The 20,829-nt window shown below is 49.0% G+C and carries 17 protein-coding genes, 1 tRNA gene and 1 other annotated feature; of the genes, 4 read left to right on the forward strand and 14 right to left on the reverse strand.

All coding sequences use genetic code 11. From position 1 onward, the window contains the following. The first annotated feature begins 129 nt into the window (after positions 1-129). Positions 130-1,569, forward strand: coding sequence for an N-acetylglucosamine-specific PTS transporter subunit IIBC (gene nagE, locus EDM55_RS23000; RefSeq protein ID WP_092274788.1), 1,440 nt, complete (start codon positions 130-132; stop codon positions 1,567-1,569). Between the two features lie 103 nt (positions 1,570-1,672). Here nagE and EDM55_RS23005 read toward each other — a convergent pair whose 3' ends face one another. After that, the gene (locus EDM55_RS23005; RefSeq protein WP_092275059.1) at positions 1,673-2,026 is read right to left on the reverse strand and encodes a winged helix-turn-helix transcriptional regulator; all 354 of its coding nucleotides are present in this window, start codon (positions 2,024-2,026) and stop codon (positions 1,673-1,675) included. Positions 2,027-2,235: 209 nt separating this feature from the next. Here EDM55_RS23005 and EDM55_RS23010 point away from each other — a divergent pair, with 209 nt between their 5' ends. Further along, positions 2,236-2,646: a DoxX family protein gene (locus EDM55_RS23010; RefSeq protein WP_092274785.1), complete on the forward strand. Its 411-nt coding sequence runs from the start codon at positions 2,236-2,238 to the stop codon at positions 2,644-2,646. A gap of 102 nt (positions 2,647-2,748) precedes the next feature. Here the strand turns inward: EDM55_RS23010 and EDM55_RS23015 are convergent, their stop codons facing one another. From EDM55_RS23015 to EDM55_RS23040, 6 genes are all read right to left on the reverse strand, one after another. After that, positions 2,749-3,963, reverse strand: a complete 1,215-nt coding sequence (locus tag EDM55_RS23015; RefSeq protein WP_122961479.1) for an MFS transporter — start codon at positions 3,961-3,963, stop codon at positions 2,749-2,751. Between the two features lie 37 nt (positions 3,964-4,000). Beyond that, positions 4,001-4,426 carry a MarR family winged helix-turn-helix transcriptional regulator gene (locus tag EDM55_RS23020; protein WP_092274779.1) on the reverse strand — a complete coding sequence of 142 codons (426 nt, stop codon included), beginning with the start codon at positions 4,424-4,426 and terminating at the stop codon, positions 4,001-4,003. 132 nt (positions 4,427-4,558) lie between these two features. Continuing rightward, the gene (locus EDM55_RS23025) at positions 4,559-5,395 is read right to left on the reverse strand and encodes a pentapeptide repeat-containing protein (RefSeq protein WP_246071044.1); all 837 of its coding nucleotides are present in this window, start codon (positions 5,393-5,395) and stop codon (positions 4,559-4,561) included. Between the two features lie 86 nt (positions 5,396-5,481). Then, complete coding sequence (gene spoIIP / locus EDM55_RS23030) at positions 5,482-7,236, reverse strand: stage II sporulation protein P (RefSeq protein ID WP_122961481.1); 1,755 nt, start codon at positions 7,234-7,236, stop codon at positions 5,482-5,484. 203 nt (positions 7,237-7,439) lie between these two features. After that, positions 7,440-7,643: a hypothetical protein gene (locus EDM55_RS23035; RefSeq protein WP_092274774.1), complete on the reverse strand. Its 204-nt coding sequence runs from the start codon at positions 7,641-7,643 to the stop codon at positions 7,440-7,442. A 227-nt stretch (positions 7,644-7,870) separates the two neighbouring features. Beyond that, positions 7,871-7,947 (reverse strand) — tRNA-Arg (locus EDM55_RS23040). A 311-nt stretch (positions 7,948-8,258) separates the two neighbouring features. Here EDM55_RS23040 and EDM55_RS23045 point away from each other — a divergent pair. After that, positions 8,259-9,521 (forward strand): MFS transporter, encoded by a 1,263-nt coding sequence (locus EDM55_RS23045; RefSeq protein ID WP_122961482.1) that lies wholly within the window; start codon positions 8,259-8,261, stop codon positions 9,519-9,521. A gap of 90 nt (positions 9,522-9,611) precedes the next feature. Here EDM55_RS23045 and aceA read toward each other — a convergent pair whose 3' ends face one another. From aceA to guaB, 7 genes are all read right to left on the reverse strand, one after another. After that, complete coding sequence (gene aceA / locus EDM55_RS23050) at positions 9,612-10,901, reverse strand: isocitrate lyase (protein ID WP_092274771.1); 1,290 nt, start codon at positions 10,899-10,901, stop codon at positions 9,612-9,614. A gap of 27 nt (positions 10,902-10,928) precedes the next feature. Next, positions 10,929-12,539, reverse strand: coding sequence for a malate synthase A (gene aceB, locus EDM55_RS23055; protein WP_122961483.1), 1,611 nt, complete (start codon positions 12,537-12,539; stop codon positions 10,929-10,931). 484 nt (positions 12,540-13,023) lie between these two features. Further along, the gene (gene serS, locus EDM55_RS23060) at positions 13,024-14,304 is read right to left on the reverse strand and encodes a serine--tRNA ligase (RefSeq protein WP_092274765.1); all 1,281 of its coding nucleotides are present in this window, start codon (positions 14,302-14,304) and stop codon (positions 13,024-13,026) included. Between the two features lie 137 nt (positions 14,305-14,441). Continuing rightward, positions 14,442-14,662: a binding site (T-box leader), on the reverse strand. Positions 14,663-14,829: 167 nt separating this feature from the next. Then, positions 14,830-15,405, reverse strand: coding sequence for a pyridoxal 5'-phosphate synthase glutaminase subunit PdxT (pdxT, locus tag EDM55_RS23065; RefSeq protein ID WP_092274762.1), 576 nt, complete (start codon positions 15,403-15,405; stop codon positions 14,830-14,832). Positions 15,406-15,415: 10 nt separating this feature from the next. Beyond that, a complete protein-coding gene (gene pdxS / locus EDM55_RS23070; RefSeq protein ID WP_092274759.1) occupies positions 15,416-16,300 on the reverse strand; it encodes a pyridoxal 5'-phosphate synthase lyase subunit PdxS in 885 nt (294 codons plus the stop codon). A gap of 170 nt (positions 16,301-16,470) precedes the next feature. After that, positions 16,471-17,778, reverse strand: coding sequence for a D-alanyl-D-alanine carboxypeptidase family protein (locus EDM55_RS23075; RefSeq protein WP_092274755.1), 1,308 nt, complete (start codon positions 17,776-17,778; stop codon positions 16,471-16,473). 190 nt (positions 17,779-17,968) lie between these two features. Next, a complete protein-coding gene (guaB, locus tag EDM55_RS23080; RefSeq protein ID WP_092274753.1) occupies positions 17,969-19,429 on the reverse strand; it encodes an IMP dehydrogenase in 1,461 nt (486 codons plus the stop codon). A 167-nt stretch (positions 19,430-19,596) separates the two neighbouring features. Here guaB and EDM55_RS23085 point away from each other — a divergent pair, with 167 nt between their 5' ends. Beyond that, positions 19,597-20,631 carry a YaaC family protein gene (locus EDM55_RS23085; protein ID WP_122961484.1) on the forward strand — a complete coding sequence of 345 codons (1,035 nt, stop codon included), beginning with the start codon at positions 19,597-19,599 and terminating at the stop codon, positions 20,629-20,631. Positions 20,632-20,829: the final 198 nt, after the last annotated feature.

Genomic DNA, 20,829 nt, shown 5'->3' on the forward strand with positions numbered 1-20,829 from the left:
CTTGAAAGCGATTTCAATCACATCGATCAGAATAGTCTTCTCCGGGCAATCTTCGTGCTCTCATCCTCTGCCTTTCATCCGGAGAACGGCTTTTTTGATATACATCTCATTCCTAAGGAGGTTTTCCTTATGCTCGCCTTTCTGCAAAAGATTGGGAAAGCACTGATGCTCCCAGTCGCCACGTTGCCGGCCGCAGCGCTCTTGCTTCGCTTCGGTGCCATCAACTACGAAACCGAGTTTCACCTGGGATCAGCTGTTGGTGGTTTCCTGAACCAGTACATTGCACCTTTCCTGCTCGCTGGCGGATCTGCTATTTTCGATAACTTATCTTTGATCTTCGCCGTCGGTGTCGCAATCGGTCTGGCTGGAGACGCTGTAGCCGCCTTGGCTGCTGTGATCGCCTACATGGTACTGACTGCCGTGCTGTCCAAAGTGCCGGCTGCCATGCCGTTCATCGCTGATGATGCGAAGCTGAACATGGGTGTTCTCGGCGGTATCCTCGCGGGTGGGGTTGCTGCTTACTGCTACAACCGTTATCACAACATCAAGCTCCCTGAATGGCTGGGCTTCTTCGGGGGAAAACGCTTCGTTCCTATCATCACTTCACTTAGCATGGTCATTATCGGTTTGCTCTTCGGGATCGTTTGGGGTCCAATCCAAGACGCTTTGACCAGCATGGGTAACTGGATCGTCGGTCTGGGCGCACTGGGTGCCGGTTTGTTCGGCTTCTTCAACCGCCTTCTCATCCCATTTGGACTGCACCACGTGCTAAACGCCATTGCCTGGTTCCAAATCGGTGACTTTACCGATGCAGCAGGAAAGGTGGTCCACGGCGACCTGAATCGTTTCTTCGCGGGTGACAAATCCGCTGGTATGTTTATGACAGGCTTCTTCCCGATCATGATGTTCGCTCTGCCTGCAGCTGCATTTGCCATCATTCACACAGCAAAACCGGAAAAACGCAAGGCAATCGCTTCTGTCTTTATCGGTACGGCGCTCGCTTCCTTCCTGACAGGGATTACTGAGCCATTGGAATTCGCGTTCATGTTCGCAGCTCCCCTGCTGTATGTCATCCACGCGGTTTTGACCGGGGTATCCGGGTATATTGTTACAGCGATGGGCATCAAGCACGGCTTTGGCTTCTCTGCTGGCTTGATTGACTACGGGCTGAACTTCCCGCTCTCCACCAACGCATGGCTGATTATCCCGATCGGTCTGGCGTTTGCAGTCGTTTACTACTTCCTGTTCCGTATCTTGATCGTGAAGATGAACATCAAGACTCCTGGACGTGAAGATGACGATGTCGAAGTCAGCACAACAGGAGGCACTAATACCATGCAGGAGAAAGCACAAAAAGTACTGACCCTCATCGGAGGAAAAGAAAACGTCGTGAACGTAGACGCGTGCATCACCCGTTTGCGCCTCGTCCTCAAAGACGACAAGGTCGTCAATGAAAAAGGGCTGAAGGACCTCGGGGCTGCTGGTGTCATGAAGCTTGGTCAGGGCAGCGTTCAAGTCGTTTTCGGTACACAATCCGAGCTGTTGAAGGACGAAATCACAAAGCTCTAAAATAAAATGGCCCGGTAACGGTTTATCCGTCCGGGCTTATTTTTATTCCTATTCATCGAATCCAGCGTCGGTGTCATTTCGGCGCTTCTTTGTTGTTCACCAGTTAGTCATTGGAACGGTCGCAATCCGCCGGGTCCTTTGGGTCCAGCACGATCCATTCCTGTGCCCAGCTCTCGATTCCTTTTAATACGGGCTCCATGGCAAGCCCCATCTGTGTGAGAGAATACTCTACCCGTACAGGGGCAGAATCGGTGAAGACTTCGCGATGCACAAGGCCTTCCTTCTCCAGATCCTTCAATCTTTCAGAAAGTAGCCTTCCGCTAACTGGCAGAGCGCCTTCCAGCGCACAAAAACGCTGCGGTCCCTCCAGTAACTGATATAAGATTAGCCCCGTCCATCGCTTCCCAAGCATTTGCATGCCTTTTTCGAATTTCGGACAAAGGGAGGACTGTTTCATCGGAATCACCTCATTCTCCTTTAGTATAACGCTCTTTTGCTGATCCTTCAAAAGAGAATGCGCGGAAACGGGCGCTTTCCCCTCGGTTTCGATTGGGTGTTTTTTCTTAGAGAGATTAGTTTCTTGACACGAAACTTTTCTTATTATAAACTAACTAACGAAAAGTAACTATGTTACTTAAAATAAATTCTTCTTGGAGGTAATTATACATGTCTTCTCGTTTTGAATGGAGTGCTATTGTTTTACGTTTTATCGCTGGGATCACGTTCGTCATTCACGGTATCGCCAAGTTCCAAATGGGCCTGGATAACGTCGCAGGCTTCTTCGGCACCATGGGATTGCCTGCTTTTATCGCTTATTTTGTCGCTTTCGTTGAAGTCATTGGCGGGATCACACTGATTCTCGGATTGGGTACGCGCATTTTCGCTGGTGTATTGGCGATTGTCATGATTGGTGCCATCGTCAAAGCAAAGCTGGCTGCTGGGTTTATGGGCAGCAATGGTGGCGCCGGCTATGAGCTGGAATTGGCTCTACTCGCCATTACGGCTTCCCTCGCAATCAGTGGCAGCAACAAGCTCAGTCTGGATAATGCCCTTTTCGGCAAAAAGAACCTCGCTTAATTGTTCGTATTTCGGAAGTGCCCGAAGCCGCATCTGTGTGGCGGACGGCACTTTTTTTCTTTTAGGAGAAAAAAAGCCCCACAAAGGTAGGGCTCTTCCTGCTTACTGACCGGATGCGGGCAGCGTTACTCGTTTTTCCTGCAGCTTCTTCCTGTTCGAGGCTTGATGGTACAGACGGAAATATACGATTCCCGCAAAGGCGACAATCAATGAGGAGATCAAGTACATCGAGCTGAAATTCATGGCCGAAGCAATGATCCCCAGCACGAATGATCCGATCCCCATTCCCAAATCGAACAACAAATAATAGGTTCCCGTCGCCACACCTCTTCTCTCTATCGGTGCGGACTTGAGCGCGATGGCCTGGAAGCTCGGGAAGACACTGCCGTAGCCTAGTCCAATAACCGCGCTCGCTACCAGGAACAGCATGGGTCCGTTTGCCAGACTCAGTAAAATCAGCCCAATTGCGTAAAAAATAATACTCGGGTAAATGACGACATGCTCGCCCATCCGGTCAAACAGCTTCCCGGTAAATGGTCGGGACAGTACGATCATGACTGCATAAATCACAAAGAAATAGCTCGATACCTCTGCTGCCCCAATCTCTTTGGCATAAACGGGGATAAAGGATAAGAGTCCACTGTAGGCAAAGGACATGAGACAAGCAGTCAGTGAGATCGGCATCGCGCCTGGTTCAATGAAGTTTTTCCAATGAAACTCTTGATCCGCTCTCTTCTTCACAGATGCCTGAGCTTCCTGCACTTTGGTCAATCCACCGCAAACGAAGGAAATGATAGCAAACACAGAAATCAGCATACATAAAACGGAAAAGCTATACGTGTTCATGATCAGCAGCCCTACAAACGGACCGATGACCATCGCCAAATTCATAAACAGCGCATAGTAGCCAATGCCTTCCCCTTTTCGGGCTTCAGGAACGAGATCAGTGGCAATGGCAGCCATAGCGGTAGTCGCAAAGCCGAAGCTCAGCCCGTGCACAAAGCGTAGTCCCAAGAGAAAAAGAAAGCCGAGAGCTCCCGCGTACGTGAAAGCGGAAAGCATAAACAAAGCGGATGCAAGGATGGCTACCTTTTTCTTGCCGAGCTCATCCACCCATTTCCCGGCGATCGGTCGAGCGATTACAGCCGCGATAATAAAGAACGTTAGAGTCAAGCCCACTTCCCGTTCGCCGCCGCGCATCGTATCCATGATATAGATCGGAAGCGTCGCGACGAGAGCATAGTACGTCATAAACAAAAACAAGCTGCTCAAGCATATTTTGATGAAGTCCCTGGTCCATAGGGGCTGTTTATCCAAATGAATCTCTCTCCTATCCACGCGGCACCATTCTTTACTATTCCGCGTTTACATTCTCTCTGATTTTTGAAAGCAATTGCTTCAGAAAAGCGATTTCCTCCTTTGATATTCCCCTGAGCGCGACTTCGTGGACGTGTTCATCGATCGGTATCAGCTGCTCGGTAATCTCTCTTCCCGCTTCCGTCAGACAGACCAACGAGGAGCGCTTGTCTTCCGGGTTTGGCTGTCGGACCAGGTATCCCTTACGTTCCAGCAAGTCGGATATTCTCGTTACATTCGCCTGGTCCTTTCCGACTCGTTTACTCAGTTCTTTTATCGTGAGTCGATCTTCTTCCTCCAAGCCTTTTAATACTGACCACTGTTCAGTCGTGACATCCATATGACTGAACGCACTCGTCAAAAACCGCGTCATGCTGCGACCCGTATTATTGATCAGAAACCCTACCGCATCATCCAGCTTCAAAAATGCCCCCTCCTTTCGCCGCTCAATTTACATGTCATAACATATATGTTACAGCAAACAAAATAATAACATAGGTAAGGAATGGGACGCAATCCGAGAAAAAGAAAAACGCTTATCCAGATAAGAGTTTCCTTAGGACCAGTGTGTTGGCCGTGCAAACGAGGGTGGCAGCTTTGTACGAGCGTCGCCCTTTGCAGCATTTAGTTGTGGCTGTGTTAAGAAAAGGCTGTCGGACAAGTCTGCTCCCCGCAGGTCCGTATCCCGGAAATCTGCGCCGATCAGATCAGCCATTCGCAGATCTGCTTCCCGAAGGTCAGCAGCGATCAGGTACGCCCCTCTCAGGTTTGCACCTCGAAGATCCGCTCCTCTGAGCTTGGCACCGATCAAATCTGCTCCTCTGCCGAATGTCTTCTTTTTTCCTTTTTGCAAGGACACCGCTTTCGCCCGTACAAGCTCACTCGTCTTCAGGAGCCACTCATTTACTCGAGCCCGATGAGCCGCTATGTCTACTCTTTGCAGCGCGTCCGGGCGTAGCTCTGTCAGTCTTTTTGTCTCATCAAAAGCAGCTTTGAGGGAATCCTGGATAGAATGTGCGGCTTCCAGTGTCAGGGCCTCCGTCAAATACCAGAGCAGCTCATGCAGCTGCCACATGAGCGGAAACACTTCAAACATCTGCCTCGCTACCTGCGGATGCTGACGCCAATCGCTGCCCTGGAACGTTTTTTGTGAGACCTTTTGTCCCGCTCCAAAGCAGTCAAACACGGTACATCCTCGAAAGCCAATGTCCCTTAGCTTGCTATGGACGCTGCACCGGTAGTCGGACTGCAAGTTGCTACAGGGCTGGCCTCCGTCCTTGTTCACGGCGAAATCAGATGAGGCTGCAAAGGGCAGTGCACCACAGCACAAGCCAAAGCAGCTGTCACAATCTCCTTTTAGCAATTGTCTCTCTTGGTCATTTATCTTTGACATAGACATAGGGACCTCCTCATACCGTCGTTACAGATAATAAAAACACGACTCCCCCGCTTCTGGTGGCGAAGGAATCGTGCTTGTCTTTATTGAAATGCGATTTGTGACTCCAGCATATAGTTGGTGAACACGTCGGCGAAGGCCTCAGCCGTGTTGTAGCACTCTTCAAGCGTATTGTTGGTTCCGCCAAACTCAAGCAGCAGACTTCCCTCGGAAACAGACTGATTGTAGACGCCGTTTCCTTCGTTCGTTCCTTTCAAAATCACTCCGCGGGACAAGCCGGGATAGTTCGCTTCCAATCGTGCATGCAGAGCTTCCGCCAGTTTTTTGTTTTCCAGGTAAGTCGGGTTGGCTGTTCCGATTACGAACAAGACTCGCGAATACGTCTTTCCGTTGATGGTGATGGCGACCTTGCTGCGCGGTTCGTCACTATCCCGATGTATATCAAAAATGTATTTCAGATTCGGGCTCACCGCTGCCGCTGCCGCCACCGCTTTATACGATTCCGTGTAGGACATCGCGAAGCTTTTCTTTTGCTCGGCCAGCTTCTGGGCAAAGTCGTCCTGGTTGACCATTGTCGCAATCCCTTTGGCTTGCAGCAAATCACCCAAACGTTTTCCAACCAAGGTAATATTGATTTCCGGGTCGTCAACAGAGCTTCCCTGTGTATTGCGGGCAACATTTCTCCACGACTCCCGGTTATGCGTAGAGTAGATGTACACTTTTTCGTTTCCGACCATTCCGCCGTTGTAGCCTACACCCAAGGGATCTACTCCGTTAGAAGGGGTGCTGGTCGTCGGCTGAATCAGGTCTACAATCCATCCAGCTATGTAGGCGGTAGAACCGTCGGACATCCGGATCAAATACCAGTCGCCTTTCGATTGCACGACGGGAAACACCTGGCCGGGCTGAGCATTCCCCACGACCGGATAATTGGTTCCGGGGCCGCTTCTCAGATTGGTATCGGCATTTTTTACCCGAATCGAGGCTTCCTGCTGTGTCGGAGCGGGATCTGGATTTGGTGCAGGAGTCGGTGAAGGAATAGGATCTGGCGTCACGGATACTTCGCTCGGTACCGTCTGACCTGTCTCATCCGGTGCGATCGGCTTATAGATGTAGGCGTACGTTCCTGCGTAATTGATCGTATACCAGCCATTTGCATAGCCGTATTGATTGACAATCGTTCCTGCGCTCAATTGACCAAGCACTGTGCCCAAAAAGTCTGGAGCCGTGTACACATCGACTCCTTCGGTCAATGCAATCGTTCCTGTCCCTGCATCAACTGGGTAGGTAGGAGCAACTGGCTCAGTTGGTGTCGGAATCGGTGTTGGTGCCGGGGCTGGCGTAGGGACAGGGGTAGGTGCTGGCGCAGCTGTTTCGGTCAAATAGCGTATGTTTACCCATCCATTTGCCTGATCTGAAAGCTTGATCTGTGCCCAATCCCCTTGTTTTTTCACTTGCAAAAATACGCCGTTTTTATCGATAATCTGCAAGATTTGGGCAGCTGCATTTGGTTCTGCCCGAACATTCAGCATGTCTACGGTACTTTTTACGTATTTGATCTGAGGGACCTCGATCATTTTTACGTACTTGTTATTGATCCAACCCGTCTTTCCACTGGCAAGCTTCACCTGTGTCCAATCTTTTTGCTCCGTAACGATTGGCAGTCGCGTTGCTTTTGTGACCGTTCCCACGATTTGCGTGGTTGTTCCAGGCGCACTACGAATATTTAACTGATCGACTGCGACCTCGACATGGGTAGCTGCTTCGGCAAATGACGGGGGCATCAGCATCATCAGGAAACAAACAGCTAGTAAGCTCTTTTTTACTCGTACCACCAAGAAACTCGCTCCCCCTCCTCTTTATTTTTTGGAAAATACATCCTGAGGTAAGAGTTCTCGGCTTGTCTACATTTTCCTCCATACAGCGACATCTTTTGCCCCCAGCAAATAAAAAAGAGGATGAAGCGACATGCTTCACCCTTTTCTCCCTCCCTTTATTGCTTAACCCATGCCTTTAGAGATGAACACCATCGGTAACGGGCTCACTTTTTGCCATATCTCCATAGCATATAGATGTTCACAAGAGAGGTTAGAAAGAGTAATCCCAATAGAACATTGGTCACGATCAACGTGTGAGTCAAACTCCTGAGGGGTTCATTGATCGTCGCAACCACACTCATCAGCTTATTCGGGAGATTGTTGAATGTCGCAAGGATGTCGTTAAAATACTGCACGTAGCTGGCCAAACTCCAATCCTCCTTTTACCCCCTATTCTCTGTAGCGTTTGATAAAGAGTGCCCGCCTAAACATCCGTGCATTTTTTAAATGGAAAGCCTCGGGCATACGGCTAGGAAATTGCGAGGTGTTCGTTAGGTGCTGGTGGACGAGTTGACGCTGAAGAAGCTCCGCAAAATGAAAACGCGGCTCTCTAAGTAATAGAGAACCGCATTTCGAACAACCATTTGCACCTGTATGGCGTCCCCGAGAGGATTCGAACCTCCGACCTACAGTTTAGGAAACTGACGCTCTATCCTGCTGAGCTACGGGGACATTTTTTGACAACACACTTATCTTCTTATTATATGCAGGTACTCACTTTTTGGCAAATACAGCAGTGGATCCCCCTGTTCCTTTTATAACTTTCACGGAATTGACTAATATTCTAAATACTATTATAATTCGCTTTAATGTTTTAATTGCAAAATGTAAGTTTTGTAATTAAAACATTAAAATTCAAGGAAAGGAGGCTTACTCGTAGATTCATATTAGCCCACTCCTACCGAAAGCCTACTCGAAAAAGAGGACTCCGCCCAAAGATGCCCCCATGTCTATCCACTACCACGATCGAGGTGAAACTTCACATGCTTACTGAGCAAAAACGCTGGTTCTACGTAGCTTTACCGGTCTTTTTCTTTTGGTTTTTTGGACAAATTGATAAGTTAAGCATTTCCATCATTCAGACCGATCCCCAATTCCTGCAGGATCTCGGATTGACCGGACCTAATAAAAACGCGTTAGTCGGTTTACTTACGTTAATATTTACGATCGCCTACTCTGTGTCGAATATTTTCTGGGGCGTTATCATCGATAAGCTCGGGGCAAGGAAAACAGCCATCATTGGCCTGAGCGTATGGACTGTGACGATGGTGGCTGGAGGTATGGCTCAATCGTATGAGATGTTTATGCTCAGCCGCATTATCCTTGGACTTGGAGAAGGCATGATGATTCCGGTCTCAGCAAAATTCATCTCGAACTGGTTTAACAGTCGGGAAATTGGGCGGGCTCAGGCATCTTGGATTATTGGCAACTATTTGGGGCCTGCCATCGGTGCCTTGATATTAACGTATTTAATCACAACGTATAGCTGGCATGTGTCGTTCTACGTACTCGCGAGCTTTACTCTCTTTATCTCCCTTCCGTTGTTCATGTTTTTGGCACGCAATACTCCGGAAGAACATCCTGGCGTCAGCCAAAAAGAACTCGCTCACATCCGCTTGGCTGAGACGACTGCTCGAACTTCAGAAGAGAAAAAGAGCTTCCTCACGAATTACCGGTATTGGATCGTGTTTTTCGGTAATTTAATGTCCTCCTTCATTTTTTTCGGTATCAGCATCTGGCTGCCAACGTATTTAGTTGAAGCCAAGCATTTTTCCCGCGAAGCGATGGCCGGTATTACATCCCTATCTTGGATGTTTGCGCTCTGTTTCGTCATCCTCGGCGGTTTTTTAGCTGATAAAAAGAAGCGCCCGGGCTTGCTCGCTTCCATCTGGTTCATCCTATGCGTGCTGTTCCTCACGTCCGCTTACTTCGCAACCAATCCACTGATTGCCGGAGTATCCCTCGGAATTGCCATGGGTACGCAGGGAGGCATGTTCCATTTAGTAAACCTGTTTGTCGTGAAATATTCCACGAAAGAGACTGCCGGGAAAGCAGCTGGTATTATGGGCTTCACCAATATTTTAGGTGGCTTCTCCAGCTACATCATGGGCTGGATGAGAGATATGTCCGGTGGAGATTTTACACCTACGATCATGCTGCTCATCGTAACTGCCGCCCTTGGGTTCATTGCCTACGCGACTACCTTAAAAAAAGAATCGGAAGAAATCCGCAGTTTCCACGCGTAAATAGTGAATGGATAGAGATTCAGAGAAAATCTGAGTCTCTATCCATTCTTTTTTGATCGCCTTCTATTTACTCAGACATTTGGCATTGCCTTAATTATGCTGAAACTGCTCTTCCTCTGTAGATCCGCTCAGAGCTGTCGTCGAAGAAGTTCCCCCGGAAATGACCTGCGCGATTTCATCAAAGTATCCGGTACCTACTTCACGCTGGTGGCGTGTCGCCGTGTAGCCGTGTACCTCACTCGCGAATTCAGCTTGCTGCAGCTCGGAGTAAGCAGCCATACCGCGATCACGATAGCCTCTTGCCAGCTCGAACATCCCGTAGTTCAGAGCGTGGAAGCCTGCCAGTGTAACGAATTGGAATTTGTAGCCCATCTCGCCCAGCTCTTCCTGGAAACGTGCGATCGATTCTTCGTCCAGCTTTTTCTTCCAGTTGAAGGATGGGGAGCAGTTGTAGGCCAACAGCTTTCCAGGGAATTTCTCATGAATCGCTTCGGCAAAGCGGCGTGCTTCCTCCAGATTTGGCTCCGATGTCTCGCACCAGATCAGATCCGCGTATGGTGCGTATGCTAGGCCGCGAGCAATAGCTGCATCCAGACCACCACGCAAGCGGAAGAATCCTTCTGGTGTTCGCTCTCCTGTGAGGAAAGGCTGATCCGCTTCGTCGATGTCGCTCGTGATGAGGAAGGCGCCATTGGCATCCGTACGAGCTACGATAATAGTAGGTACACCCATCACGTCTGCTGCGAAACGGGCAGAGATCAGGTTGCGAACAGCTGCCTGGGTCGGAATTAACACCTTGCCGCCCATATGACCACACTTTTTCTCGGAAGCCAGCTGGTCTTCAAAGTGAACGCCCGCTGCTCCCGCTTCAATCATACCTTTCATCAGTTCAAATACGTTCAGAGGACCACCGAACCCTGCTTCCGCATCGGCTACGATTGGCGCGAACCAATGCGTGTCGGTTCCACCTTCCGATTGATCGATTTGATCTGCCCGTTGAAGTGCCTGATTGATTCGTTTTACCACTTGCGGAACACTGTTGGCAGGATAGAGGCTTTGGTCTGGATACATTTGCCCGGAAAGGTTGGCGTCGGCCGCTACCTGCCACCCGCTCAAGTAAATCGCTTTAAGTCCTGCCTTTACCTGCTGGATCGCCTGATTCCCTGTCAGAGCACCCAGTGCTTTGATGTGATGCTCCGTATGAAGCAAATTCCACAAGCGCTCTGCGCCGAGACGCGCCAAGGTATGCTCCACTTGAACGGATCCACGCAGTCGAACGACATCCTCTGCTGTGTAAGTACGGGTAATCCCTTGAAAACGCTCTTGATTCCAGCTTTGCTCTACCTGCTGAATCGCTTCCTGCTTGTTTTGTTTGCCCATTTTCGTTTCCTCCACTCGTTTTTTTATTTATTGAAGATAGGTATAGCCGGGAACAGTTAGGAAATCCTCGAAATCATCCTCCGTCACAAGCTGCAGGAACAACTTGCCTGCCAACGGGAACTTGCTTGTTTCATATCGCTCTGGACCGATCGCTGTTTTCAATACTTGCAGTTCCTCGGTCAGCATCTGTTTCACCAAAGCTTCCGTGACCTTGCGTCCATCCTGCAAGACGCCGCGTGGATGACGAATCCATTGCCAAACCTGGGCTCGGGAAATTTCCGCTGTCGCTGCATCCTCCATCAAATTGTGGATAGGAACGGCACCGTAGCCCCTCAGCCAAGCTTCTACATATTGCAAACCGACACTGATGTTTGTACGGACGCCTTCCTCGGTAATGACTCCTTCTGGTACAGCCAACAAATCACTAGCCGTTACCTGTACGTCCTCCCGTTTGTACCAGATCTGATTAGGCTCTCGCATCAATCGGTTAAACACTTCCATCGCCACCGGTACCAAGCCAGGATGCGCTACCCAAGTACCATCGTGACCGTCGTATGCTTCGCGCTCTTTGTCAGCACGTACTTTAGCGATCGCTTCCTCGTTTTTGACCGGGTCGTTTTTCACCGGGATCTGCGCAGCCATCCCCCCGATGCATGGAGCCTGCCGTCTGTGGCACGTTTTTACTGCCAACGACGTGTATGCTTTCATGAAAGGCACCGTCATCGTGACCTGGGCACGGTCCGGGGTGATCACATCTGGTTGATTCCGCAATTTTTTGATGTAGCTAAAGATGTAATCCCATCGCCCACAGTTCAGGCCAGCGCTGTGCTCTCGCAGCTCATACAGAATTTCGTCCATTTCAAAAGCAGCCAAAATCGTTTCGATCAGCACTGTAGCCCGAATCGTGCCGCTCGGGATATGAAGCTCATCCTGAGCAAACAAGAAGACATCATTCCACAATCGAGCTTCCAGATGACTCTCCAGCTTTGGCAGATAGAAGTAAGGTGCTGTACCATTGGCCATCAGCGCCTGGACATTGTGGTAAAAGTAGAGGCCAAAGTCGAGCAGACTCCCCGAAATCGCTCTGCCTTCCAGCCTGAAATGCTTCTCCTCTAGATGCCAACCGCGCGGGCGTACGATCAAGACTGCTGTTTTCTCTTGAAGGGCATACCGTTTACCCTCGGGACTCGTATAGGAGATATTACGGCGTACTGCGTCCTTCATGTTGATCTGACCTTGGATGGTGTTTTCCCATGTAGGGGAATTCGCATCCTCGAAGTCAGCCATGAACATACGCGCACCTGAGTTGAGTGCATTGATGACCATTTTCCGATCGCCCGCTGGCCCCGTAATTTCTACACGTCGATCCTGCAAGTCCGTTGGCAAAGGAGCCACTGTCCACTCAGCTTTGCGGATCTGTGCCGTCTCGGGCAAGAAGTCTGGCAGCTGCCCCGCATCTATTTTCAGCTGCCGCTCCTGACGATCAGCGAGCAGCTGCTGGCGTCTGTCTCCAAATTTCTGTTCCAGCTTGATGATAAACTGAATGGCTTCTGGCGTAAGAACGTCGCGGTACCCATCATGCATTTCTCCGGTAATGCTCAGCTCGAGCGGATACGGATTGGTTGGAATCGTAGTCAAATGAGCTCCTCCTCCATCAGAAGAAACATTATTATGATACAGTAGAAAATTTAAAAATGTATTATAGTACAGACCGCGCAAAAAAAATGGTTCTTACTCCTGATAGCCGCTTCCACTGCAATGGCTGCAGCTTACATGACCATCGCCCAAACAATGGTGACAAGCCACCCCATGTTCATCGTGGCCGACTCCTCCACACCTCGTGCAATTTTGTTCGCCGTTTCCCTCACAACGGTAGCAGTCCATTTCCCATTCCCTCCGCATCTGTATTAAAACAATATTCTTAAGATTTGTTTTTATTATATAACAGCAATTGGTACAGTGCAACATGATTTTTTAAATTTTTCCTTCTGTATTAGTACACAGGATAATTTGAATAGACCAAGCGTAGGACGGACCATCGTTGTACTTATTCCAAATCTATCTGTACAAAAAAACAGCTCTCGTCCCTAGGGATCAAGAGCTATTCTGCCTGTGTCGCTACTTATTTAGGGGAAACTTTTTCCACTCCACCCATGTACGAACGCAATACTTCTGGGATCACGATCGATCCGTCAGCTTCTTGGTAGTTTTCCAAGATCGCGGCAACCGTACGGCCAATAGCGAGGCCCGAGCCGTTCAGGGTATGCACAAATTCAGGCTTCGACTTGGTGTCGCGGCGGAATCGAATGTTCGCCCGACGCGCCTGGAAATCCTCAAAGTTCGAACACGACGAGATTTCCCGGTACGTGTTGTTGCTTGGAATCCAGACTTCGATGTCATACTTCTTCGCGGCTGTGAAGCCCAAATCACCCGTACACATGCTCAGGACCTGGTAGGGCAAGCCCAAGAGCTGCAATACCTTCTCCGCGTTGTTCACCAGCTTTTCCAACTCATCATACGAATCTTCCGGCTTGGTGAATTTGACCAGCTCGACCTTGTTAAACTGATGCTGACGAATCAACCCACGCGTATCGCGTCCAGCCGAGCCCGCTTCCGAGCGGAAACATGCGCTGTAAGCGGCGTAGTAGCGAGGGAGTTCTACTCCATCCATGATTTCATCGCGGTGCATATTCGTCACAGGAACTTCCGCTGTCGGGATCAGGAAGTAGTCAGGACCTTCCAGCTTGAACGCATCTTCTTCAAACTTCGGCAGTTGGCCTGTTCCGGTCATGCTTGTACGGTTGACGATATACGGAGGGATTACTTCTTCATAGCCATGCTCATTTGCATGCAAATCGAGCATGAAGTTCATCAAAGCGCGTTCCAGACGAGCGCCCATTCCTTTGTAGAACACGAAGCGGCTTCCTGTGACCTTTGCTGCCGTTTCAAAATCGAGAATACCTGCCTGGCTAGCCAGATCCCAGTGTGGTTTTGCCTCGAAATCAAAGTGACGAGGCTCTCCCCATTTCCTTATCACTACATTGTCGTCTTCCGATGTTCCGACCGGCGTGCTCTCGTGCGGCAGGTTCGGCAGGCTCAACAGGATTTGTTCCTGCTGTTCATCCAGCTGACGCAGCTCTTCATCCAGCACTTTGATGCGGTCGTTTACTTCTTTCATTTCTGCAATCAGATGATCGGCATTTTCTTTATTACGCTTCATCACCGCAACTTGTTCAGATACAGTGTTGCGCTTGTTTTTTAAGGCATCCGCTTCTTGAATGACCTGGCGTCTTTTTTCATCCACTTCTGCAAACTGATCCAGTGCCGTAATATCCTCATTGCGATGGGCTAAACGGCGTCTTACTTCTTCCAAGTCTTGGCGCAGTACTTTTACGTCCAACATGTGAGAATCCCTCCGAATAGATTATCCATTAGAAAACTTGGCTACGCCAAGCTTTTGGCCGCAGCCTTAGCTGCCCTTATACTGGATAAGACCATTTATAGAGTCTTATCTAGAAAACAAAAAACACCCGTCCCCTGGTAAGGGACGAGTGTTGTATACCCGCGTTGCCACCCTCGTTGACAAATGCGCACAATTCCTCGCATCGGTCCACTCTTCCGTCATAACGGGACGGTTCCGGACAAAGTTAATCCTTTGCCACTCCGAGATGGATTCCTTCGCATGCTGGTTCGGTTTGCACCCACCACCGACTCTCTAGGCCAAGCTCTTACGAAGTACTTGTTCTCATCATCGCATTCACATAAATTCTTGCTTCTATTGTTAACTGTACTACAGGTTCTATACCTGTGTAAAGGGCAGCTGTCTTGCTAGGACCCAGTATTTCCCCGTTCATCACCGTTCAGACCTTGCTGCAAAAATAAAGACCTACATCGTTTCGATGCAGGCCATGTTTCCGTTTTGGTTTGTTTAGCTCCGGTACTCCTTCACCATATCGAGAAAATACCGATGCAAACGATTATCCTCTGTCAATTCGGGGTGGAATGCTGCTGCCAGGTAATGTCCATCTCTTGCCACGACGATCTTCTCTTCATACTTTGCAAGCACCTCTCCGTTCTCCCCAACTTCCCGAATATAAGGAGCACGGATGAAGACGGCAGGATAATCAGCTGCTACTCCCGCTACAGGCATCGTAACTTCAAAGCTCTCCTTTTGACGACCGAAGGCATTGCGTTCTACTAGGATGTCCATCAGGCCAAGGTGAGAGTCTTCTTGTCCACTGATGCGCTTCGCCAGGAGAATAGCTCCCGCACACGTGCCAAAGATCGGCTTTCTTGCTTTGCCAAACTCACGAACAGCTTCCATAAATCCGTATTTATGCATCAGCTTGCTGATCGTCGTGCTCTCACCGCCAGGTATGATCAGACCGTCCAGATCGTCCAGCTCTTCCACCTTTTTCACAGCAACGGCTGTTGCACCTGCCTCTTCCAGCATTCGAACATGCTCCGCTACCGCTCCTTGCAGGGCCAGTACACCGATTTTCATAGCGATCACCTTACCAGCCTCGGTCTTGCATGCGATCTGCTTCACGGATCTTGGAGATCTCAATACCTGTCATGGCACTTCCCAAGCCTTTGGACACGCGGGCGATCAGCTCGTAATCATCGTAATGAGTCGTTGCTTCGACGATGGCGCGGGCAAATTTCTCAGGATTTTCGGATTTAAAGATACCCGATCCAACAAACACGCCATCGGATCCAAGCTGCATCATCAAGGCAGCATCGGCAGGAGTCGCTACCCCACCTGCTGCGAAGTTCACGACTGGCAGCTTGCCGTTTTTGTGTACTTGCTCGAGCAGCTCATAGGGAGCTCCTAAATTTTTCGCTTCTGCCATCAGTTCGTCATAGGACATCGCTTGCACTTTGCGAATTTGAGCCATCATCGTACGCATATGGCGGACAGCTTCTACGATGTTTCCGGTTCCTGGCTCACCTTTGGTGCGAATCATGGATGCACCTTCACCGATACGGCGCAGCGCTTCACCCAGATCACGTGCACCACATACGAACGGAACAGTGAAATCCTTTTTATTAATATGGTACAGATCATCGGCAGGAGTCAGTACTTCGCTCTCATCGAGGTAATCGACACCCATTGACTCCAGAACACGCGCTTCCACGAAATGACCGATGCGTGCTTTTGCCATAACAGGAATGGATACAGCATTCAGCACCTCTTCTACGATGCCCAAATCAGCCATACGTGCTACGCCGCCAGCTGCACGGATATCAGAAGGTACGCGCTCCAGCGCCATTACAGCTACCGCCCCAGCTGCCTCTGCAATTTTGGCTTGCTCAGCGTTGATTACGTCCATGATGACGCCGCCCTTTTGCATTTCAGCCATACCTTTTTTCACGCGGGATGTTCCTACCTGTACCATTTTGTTTCCCCCTATAGCACGAAGTTTGGACCACAACTGTTATGTGGTGTTATGGTTCATTGTTAAGGTCATTGTAAACGAAAGATACAGAAAAAAACAACCCCTATTTCTGTAAACTTGAAAAATGCAAAAAAAATCCCCACCTCACAAAGAGATGGGGATCCTGTGCTTTATTTACCTGTAACACTTCCAAACAAGTTGCCGAAGAACTGAATGATGCTGCGGAAAAACAGGCGAATCCAGCTACCCTCTTCCACTTCTTGGCTAGCCACAATGTCTACTCCAGCCTTTGCTGCATCTTCCGGCTGCAAGTAATCGCTGTCCTTAGCGCCTTCTTCCTTCAACACAAGTTTACCAATTACTTGACCTTGCTTGATCGGCGCGGTCAGCTCCTGGAAGGTAACGGTTGGCGTGAATTTCGCCTCGGAGCCAATTTTGGTCAGAACGTTCACTTCACTACCTGCTGCTGCATTTACCGTCAGCTCAACACCATTTTTCACTGGTGCTGTCTCAAAGCCTTTGATCGTAGCACCTTTGTCCATTTGCTTGGTCAGCTTGAAGTTGCTGAAGCCGTAGTCAAACAGCTTTTTCGTCTCAACAAAGCGCTTTGTCTCATTATCGGTACCCATGACAACGGAAATCAGACGCATATTGTCACGCGTAGCTGTACCTGTAAAGCAATATCCGGCAGCTTGGGTATAACCTGTTTTCAGACCATCAGCACCTGGATAGTAGTTATTCAGATCTGGCAGCATCCAGTTGTAGTTTGCTTTTTTCAGCTCATCTGGTTTGCCTTCACGGAACGTCAAACGTGGGATTTTGGATACCTCGATCGCTTCCGGGAAATCACGGATCAGCGCGCGTGCGAGAATCGCGGAGTCACGAGCTGACATCAGGTTTTCTACTTGATCCGTTTGCACGGAGTATGGACCCAGTTCATTTGCTGGCAACCCAGTAGAGGTGACAAAAGAAGTGTTCGTCATACCGAGTTCTTTTGCCTTCTTGTTCATCATTTGCACGAAGTTTGGCTCACTGCCAGCAACTTTTTCTGCAAGCAGTACAGTCGCGTCATTCGCCGATACAACTGCCATCGCCTTGTACAATTCCTTCACACTAAATGATTCACCGGCATTCAAATACACACCGGATGCATCCGAAATCTTTGCAACGTAAAAAGCATATTCACTTACGGGAACCTGTTCGTCCCAGCTGATCTTCTTTTGCTTAACCGCTTCCTGCACCAGGTACTCGCTCATCATCTTACTCATACTAGCAGGTGGCAATGGCACATCGGGATTGGTGGCATACAGGATTTTACCGGTCGTTGCCTCTAAGAGAATGGCAGATTTCGCTGCCAGTTGTAGATCGGCTGCAGGTGCCGCATCGGCCTTAGTCGCTGCTCCTCCCATTGCTGTAGCTAATACAGCGACAGAAAGGAACAGACCTGTTAAGCGCTTTGTCCATGTCTTTCGTTTCATTAGATTCTCTCACTCTCCCATTTCTGTCGATCTTATTTTCCTACTAAACGCACACACCAATCTAAGTTTACCATAGTTAGTAGGAAGGCTTGAAGCTTGTTTCGGACTGTAATCTTTGGCAAACGATAGAAAAACCCCCCTTTCACCTAGATGGAAAGGGGGGTTTAGGTCCTGTGAACTAAATTGTTTCCTAGGAAATTGAGTAGTTTGGAGCCTCTTTTGTGATTTGTACATCATGTGGATGGCTCTCACGCAAGCCAGCGCCTGTAATCCGCACAAACTGGGAGTTTTCGATGAGATCCTCAATCGTTTTTGCTCCGCAATACCCCATACCCGCACGCAAACCGCCAATCATTTGGAAAGTAACGTCGGACAACGGTCCTTTGTAAGGAACGCGACCCTCAATGCCTTCTGGAACTAATTTTTGCTCATTCTCTTGGAAATAACGGTCTTTACTTCCCGCCTTCATCGCACCGATAGAGCCCATCCCGCGATACACCTTAAAACGTCGGCCTTGGTAAATTTCAAATTCTCCCGGACTTTCTTCAGTACCAGCAAACAGGCTGCCGATCATAATCGCAGATGCGCCTGCGCCAATAGCTTTTGGCAAATCACCGGAGTATTTAATGCCTCCATCGGCAATAATTGGAATATTGTATTTCCGCGCTACTTGGGCACAGTCGTTGATAGCCGTAATTTGTGGAACACCGATACCGGCTACAACACGAGTTGTACAAATAGATCCTGGTCCAATCCCCACTTTCACGACAGAAGCTCCGGCTTCGATCAGTTCGCGGGTTGCCTCACCAGTTGCTACGTTTCCTGCAACGATGGTAAGTTCCGGATAAACTTTGCGGATTTCTCTTACCGTGTCAATAACACCCTTGGAATGACCATGCGCTGTATCTACTACCAGCACGTCTACACCGGACTTGACCAATGCAGCTGCCCGTTCGAAGGTATCGCCGGAAACGCCTACTGCCGCTCCGCAAAGCAAACGCCCTTGCTTGTCTTTCGCCGCATTCGGATACTGAATGGCCTTTTCAATATCCTTGATGGTAATGAGGCCCTTCAGGATGTTATTTTCGTCCACCAGTGGCAGCTTTTCAATTTTGTGCTTTTGCAGGATCGCTTCTGCTTGCAGCAGCGTTGTTCCTACTGGTGCGGTGACCAAATTGTCTTTTGTCATAACCTCATGAATCGGTGTCGAGAAATCATGGACAAAACGCAGATCGCGGTTCGTTAAAATCCCAATCAGATGGTTGTCCCCATCTACGATTGGCACACCGGAGATCCGATATTTTCCCATGAGTGCATCAGCATCTTCTACCGTATGATCCTGTGACAAGGAAAACGGATTCGTGATAACACCACTTTCCGAACGTTTTACACGATCCACTTCACTCGCTTGTTGCTCAATGGTCATGTTTTTGTGGATGATTCCGATCCCACCCTGGCGAGCCATTGCGATCGCAAGTGCAGATTCGGTCACTGTATCCATACCCGCGCTGATAAGAGGAATATTCAAGGTAACCGATTCGCTCAGCTTCGTTCTAAGGTCAACATCCCTCGGCAAAACCTCAGATTTTGCTGGAATGAGCAATACGTCGTCAAACGTTAAACCTTCTTTTACGAATTTATCTTCCCGCACAGCAGCAAGCCCCTCTCGGTGATAGTTTAAGCCAGTTTAGCAAACGGCATAATTTACTGTCAAGGAATGCATAAAATGTTCGGTTTTATAATGAATTATCCAGATAAATCAAAAAATGAGCTTGTATAATTAACTGTTTTTACGAAAATTATTAAAGGTGGATTTGTATGGATAATGCCTGGAAAGCCTTTCGTTTTTTAGAAACTGAACCGACTTCCCGAAAGTTTTTATCCTCCTGCTATGAAACGTTAGGGCTCGAGCATTACGACCGCCTAGCTTTTCAACAAAGTACACGATTTCTCTATTTATGGAGGCAGGCTAGGCAATATTACCTCACTGCCGAAGCTGCTGATCTCTCTGTTCGGCCACTGCTTTTATTTTATGGATGCTCCCATTTGCTAAAGGGAATGCTGCTGACTCGCGACCCCTCCTATCCACAAAACAGCCGCGTCTTGCAGCACGGAGTAACCACGCGAAAATTGAAGCGATCAGCATACGTACTGACGGAAGATGAGATCCGCCCCCAAAAGGAAGGGTTCTTTGCACATTTGGCTCATTTATTTGGCCTGTCTCCCTTACAGGATCGCTATTTGGTAAACGATTTGTTTTCTTCTATACCTGCCATGAGCCAATCCTGTGCTCTGCTTTCCGATACGCCTGCCCTCTGGCAGCGTCTTCAATGGACAGCACTGTCTGCACTGCCCCCTTCCGTCTCAGAAGGGAATGAAGCTCTTAAAGCAAGTGGACCCTGGGTATCGATTTCTTTTCCTGAAGGTGAGGGGGCATTAGCCTACTCCACTGAAACCTTTTCCCAATATATCCGCCGGTTATCGACAGCTTCTATCCCTACGCAGCAATTTCATTGGAGAGACGGAAAAGGAAAGGAACTCCTCTTCCCCCAGTTTGCCCTCTCCGCATTGGAACAACACCCACTCTTTCGTCTTCAAGGACAGAAGCTGTATTTTTGGAACGGGTCTACCGATTCCCTGCCTTTGCCAGAATGGGCAAGCCATTATCTCCTTCTGTATTTGCTTAGCATGCTCTGCCGCTACGAGACTGAGTGGTGGGGAGAGCTGACGTTGTCCTATGGTTTGGCTGAGCGATATCTCGTTGAGCATTTTCTAGAGCATCACTTCGAAACATTTCCCACCGTTATTATGAAACAGATTTATCAAATTAACCCTCATTTCCTCCCTATGTAAATATCGTGCAGGCTGGAGGCGTACATAAACATTAAAAACCTTCTTGCCTTTTCAGCGAGAAGGTTTTCTTGATAAATAAAAAAACCATCCTCTATGGATGGCTGCCTCGTGCCTTCAAAACTGGATCTGCATGTTTGCTAAGAGTGTGGATAAGTCCTCGACCGATTAGTATTCGTCAGCTCCACGTGTTACCACGCT

It is taken from the genome of Brevibacillus centrosporus (genome assembly GCF_003710815.1).
In the GTDB taxonomy this organism is placed as follows: Bacteria; Bacillota; Bacilli; order Brevibacillales; family Brevibacillaceae; genus Brevibacillus; species Brevibacillus centrosporus.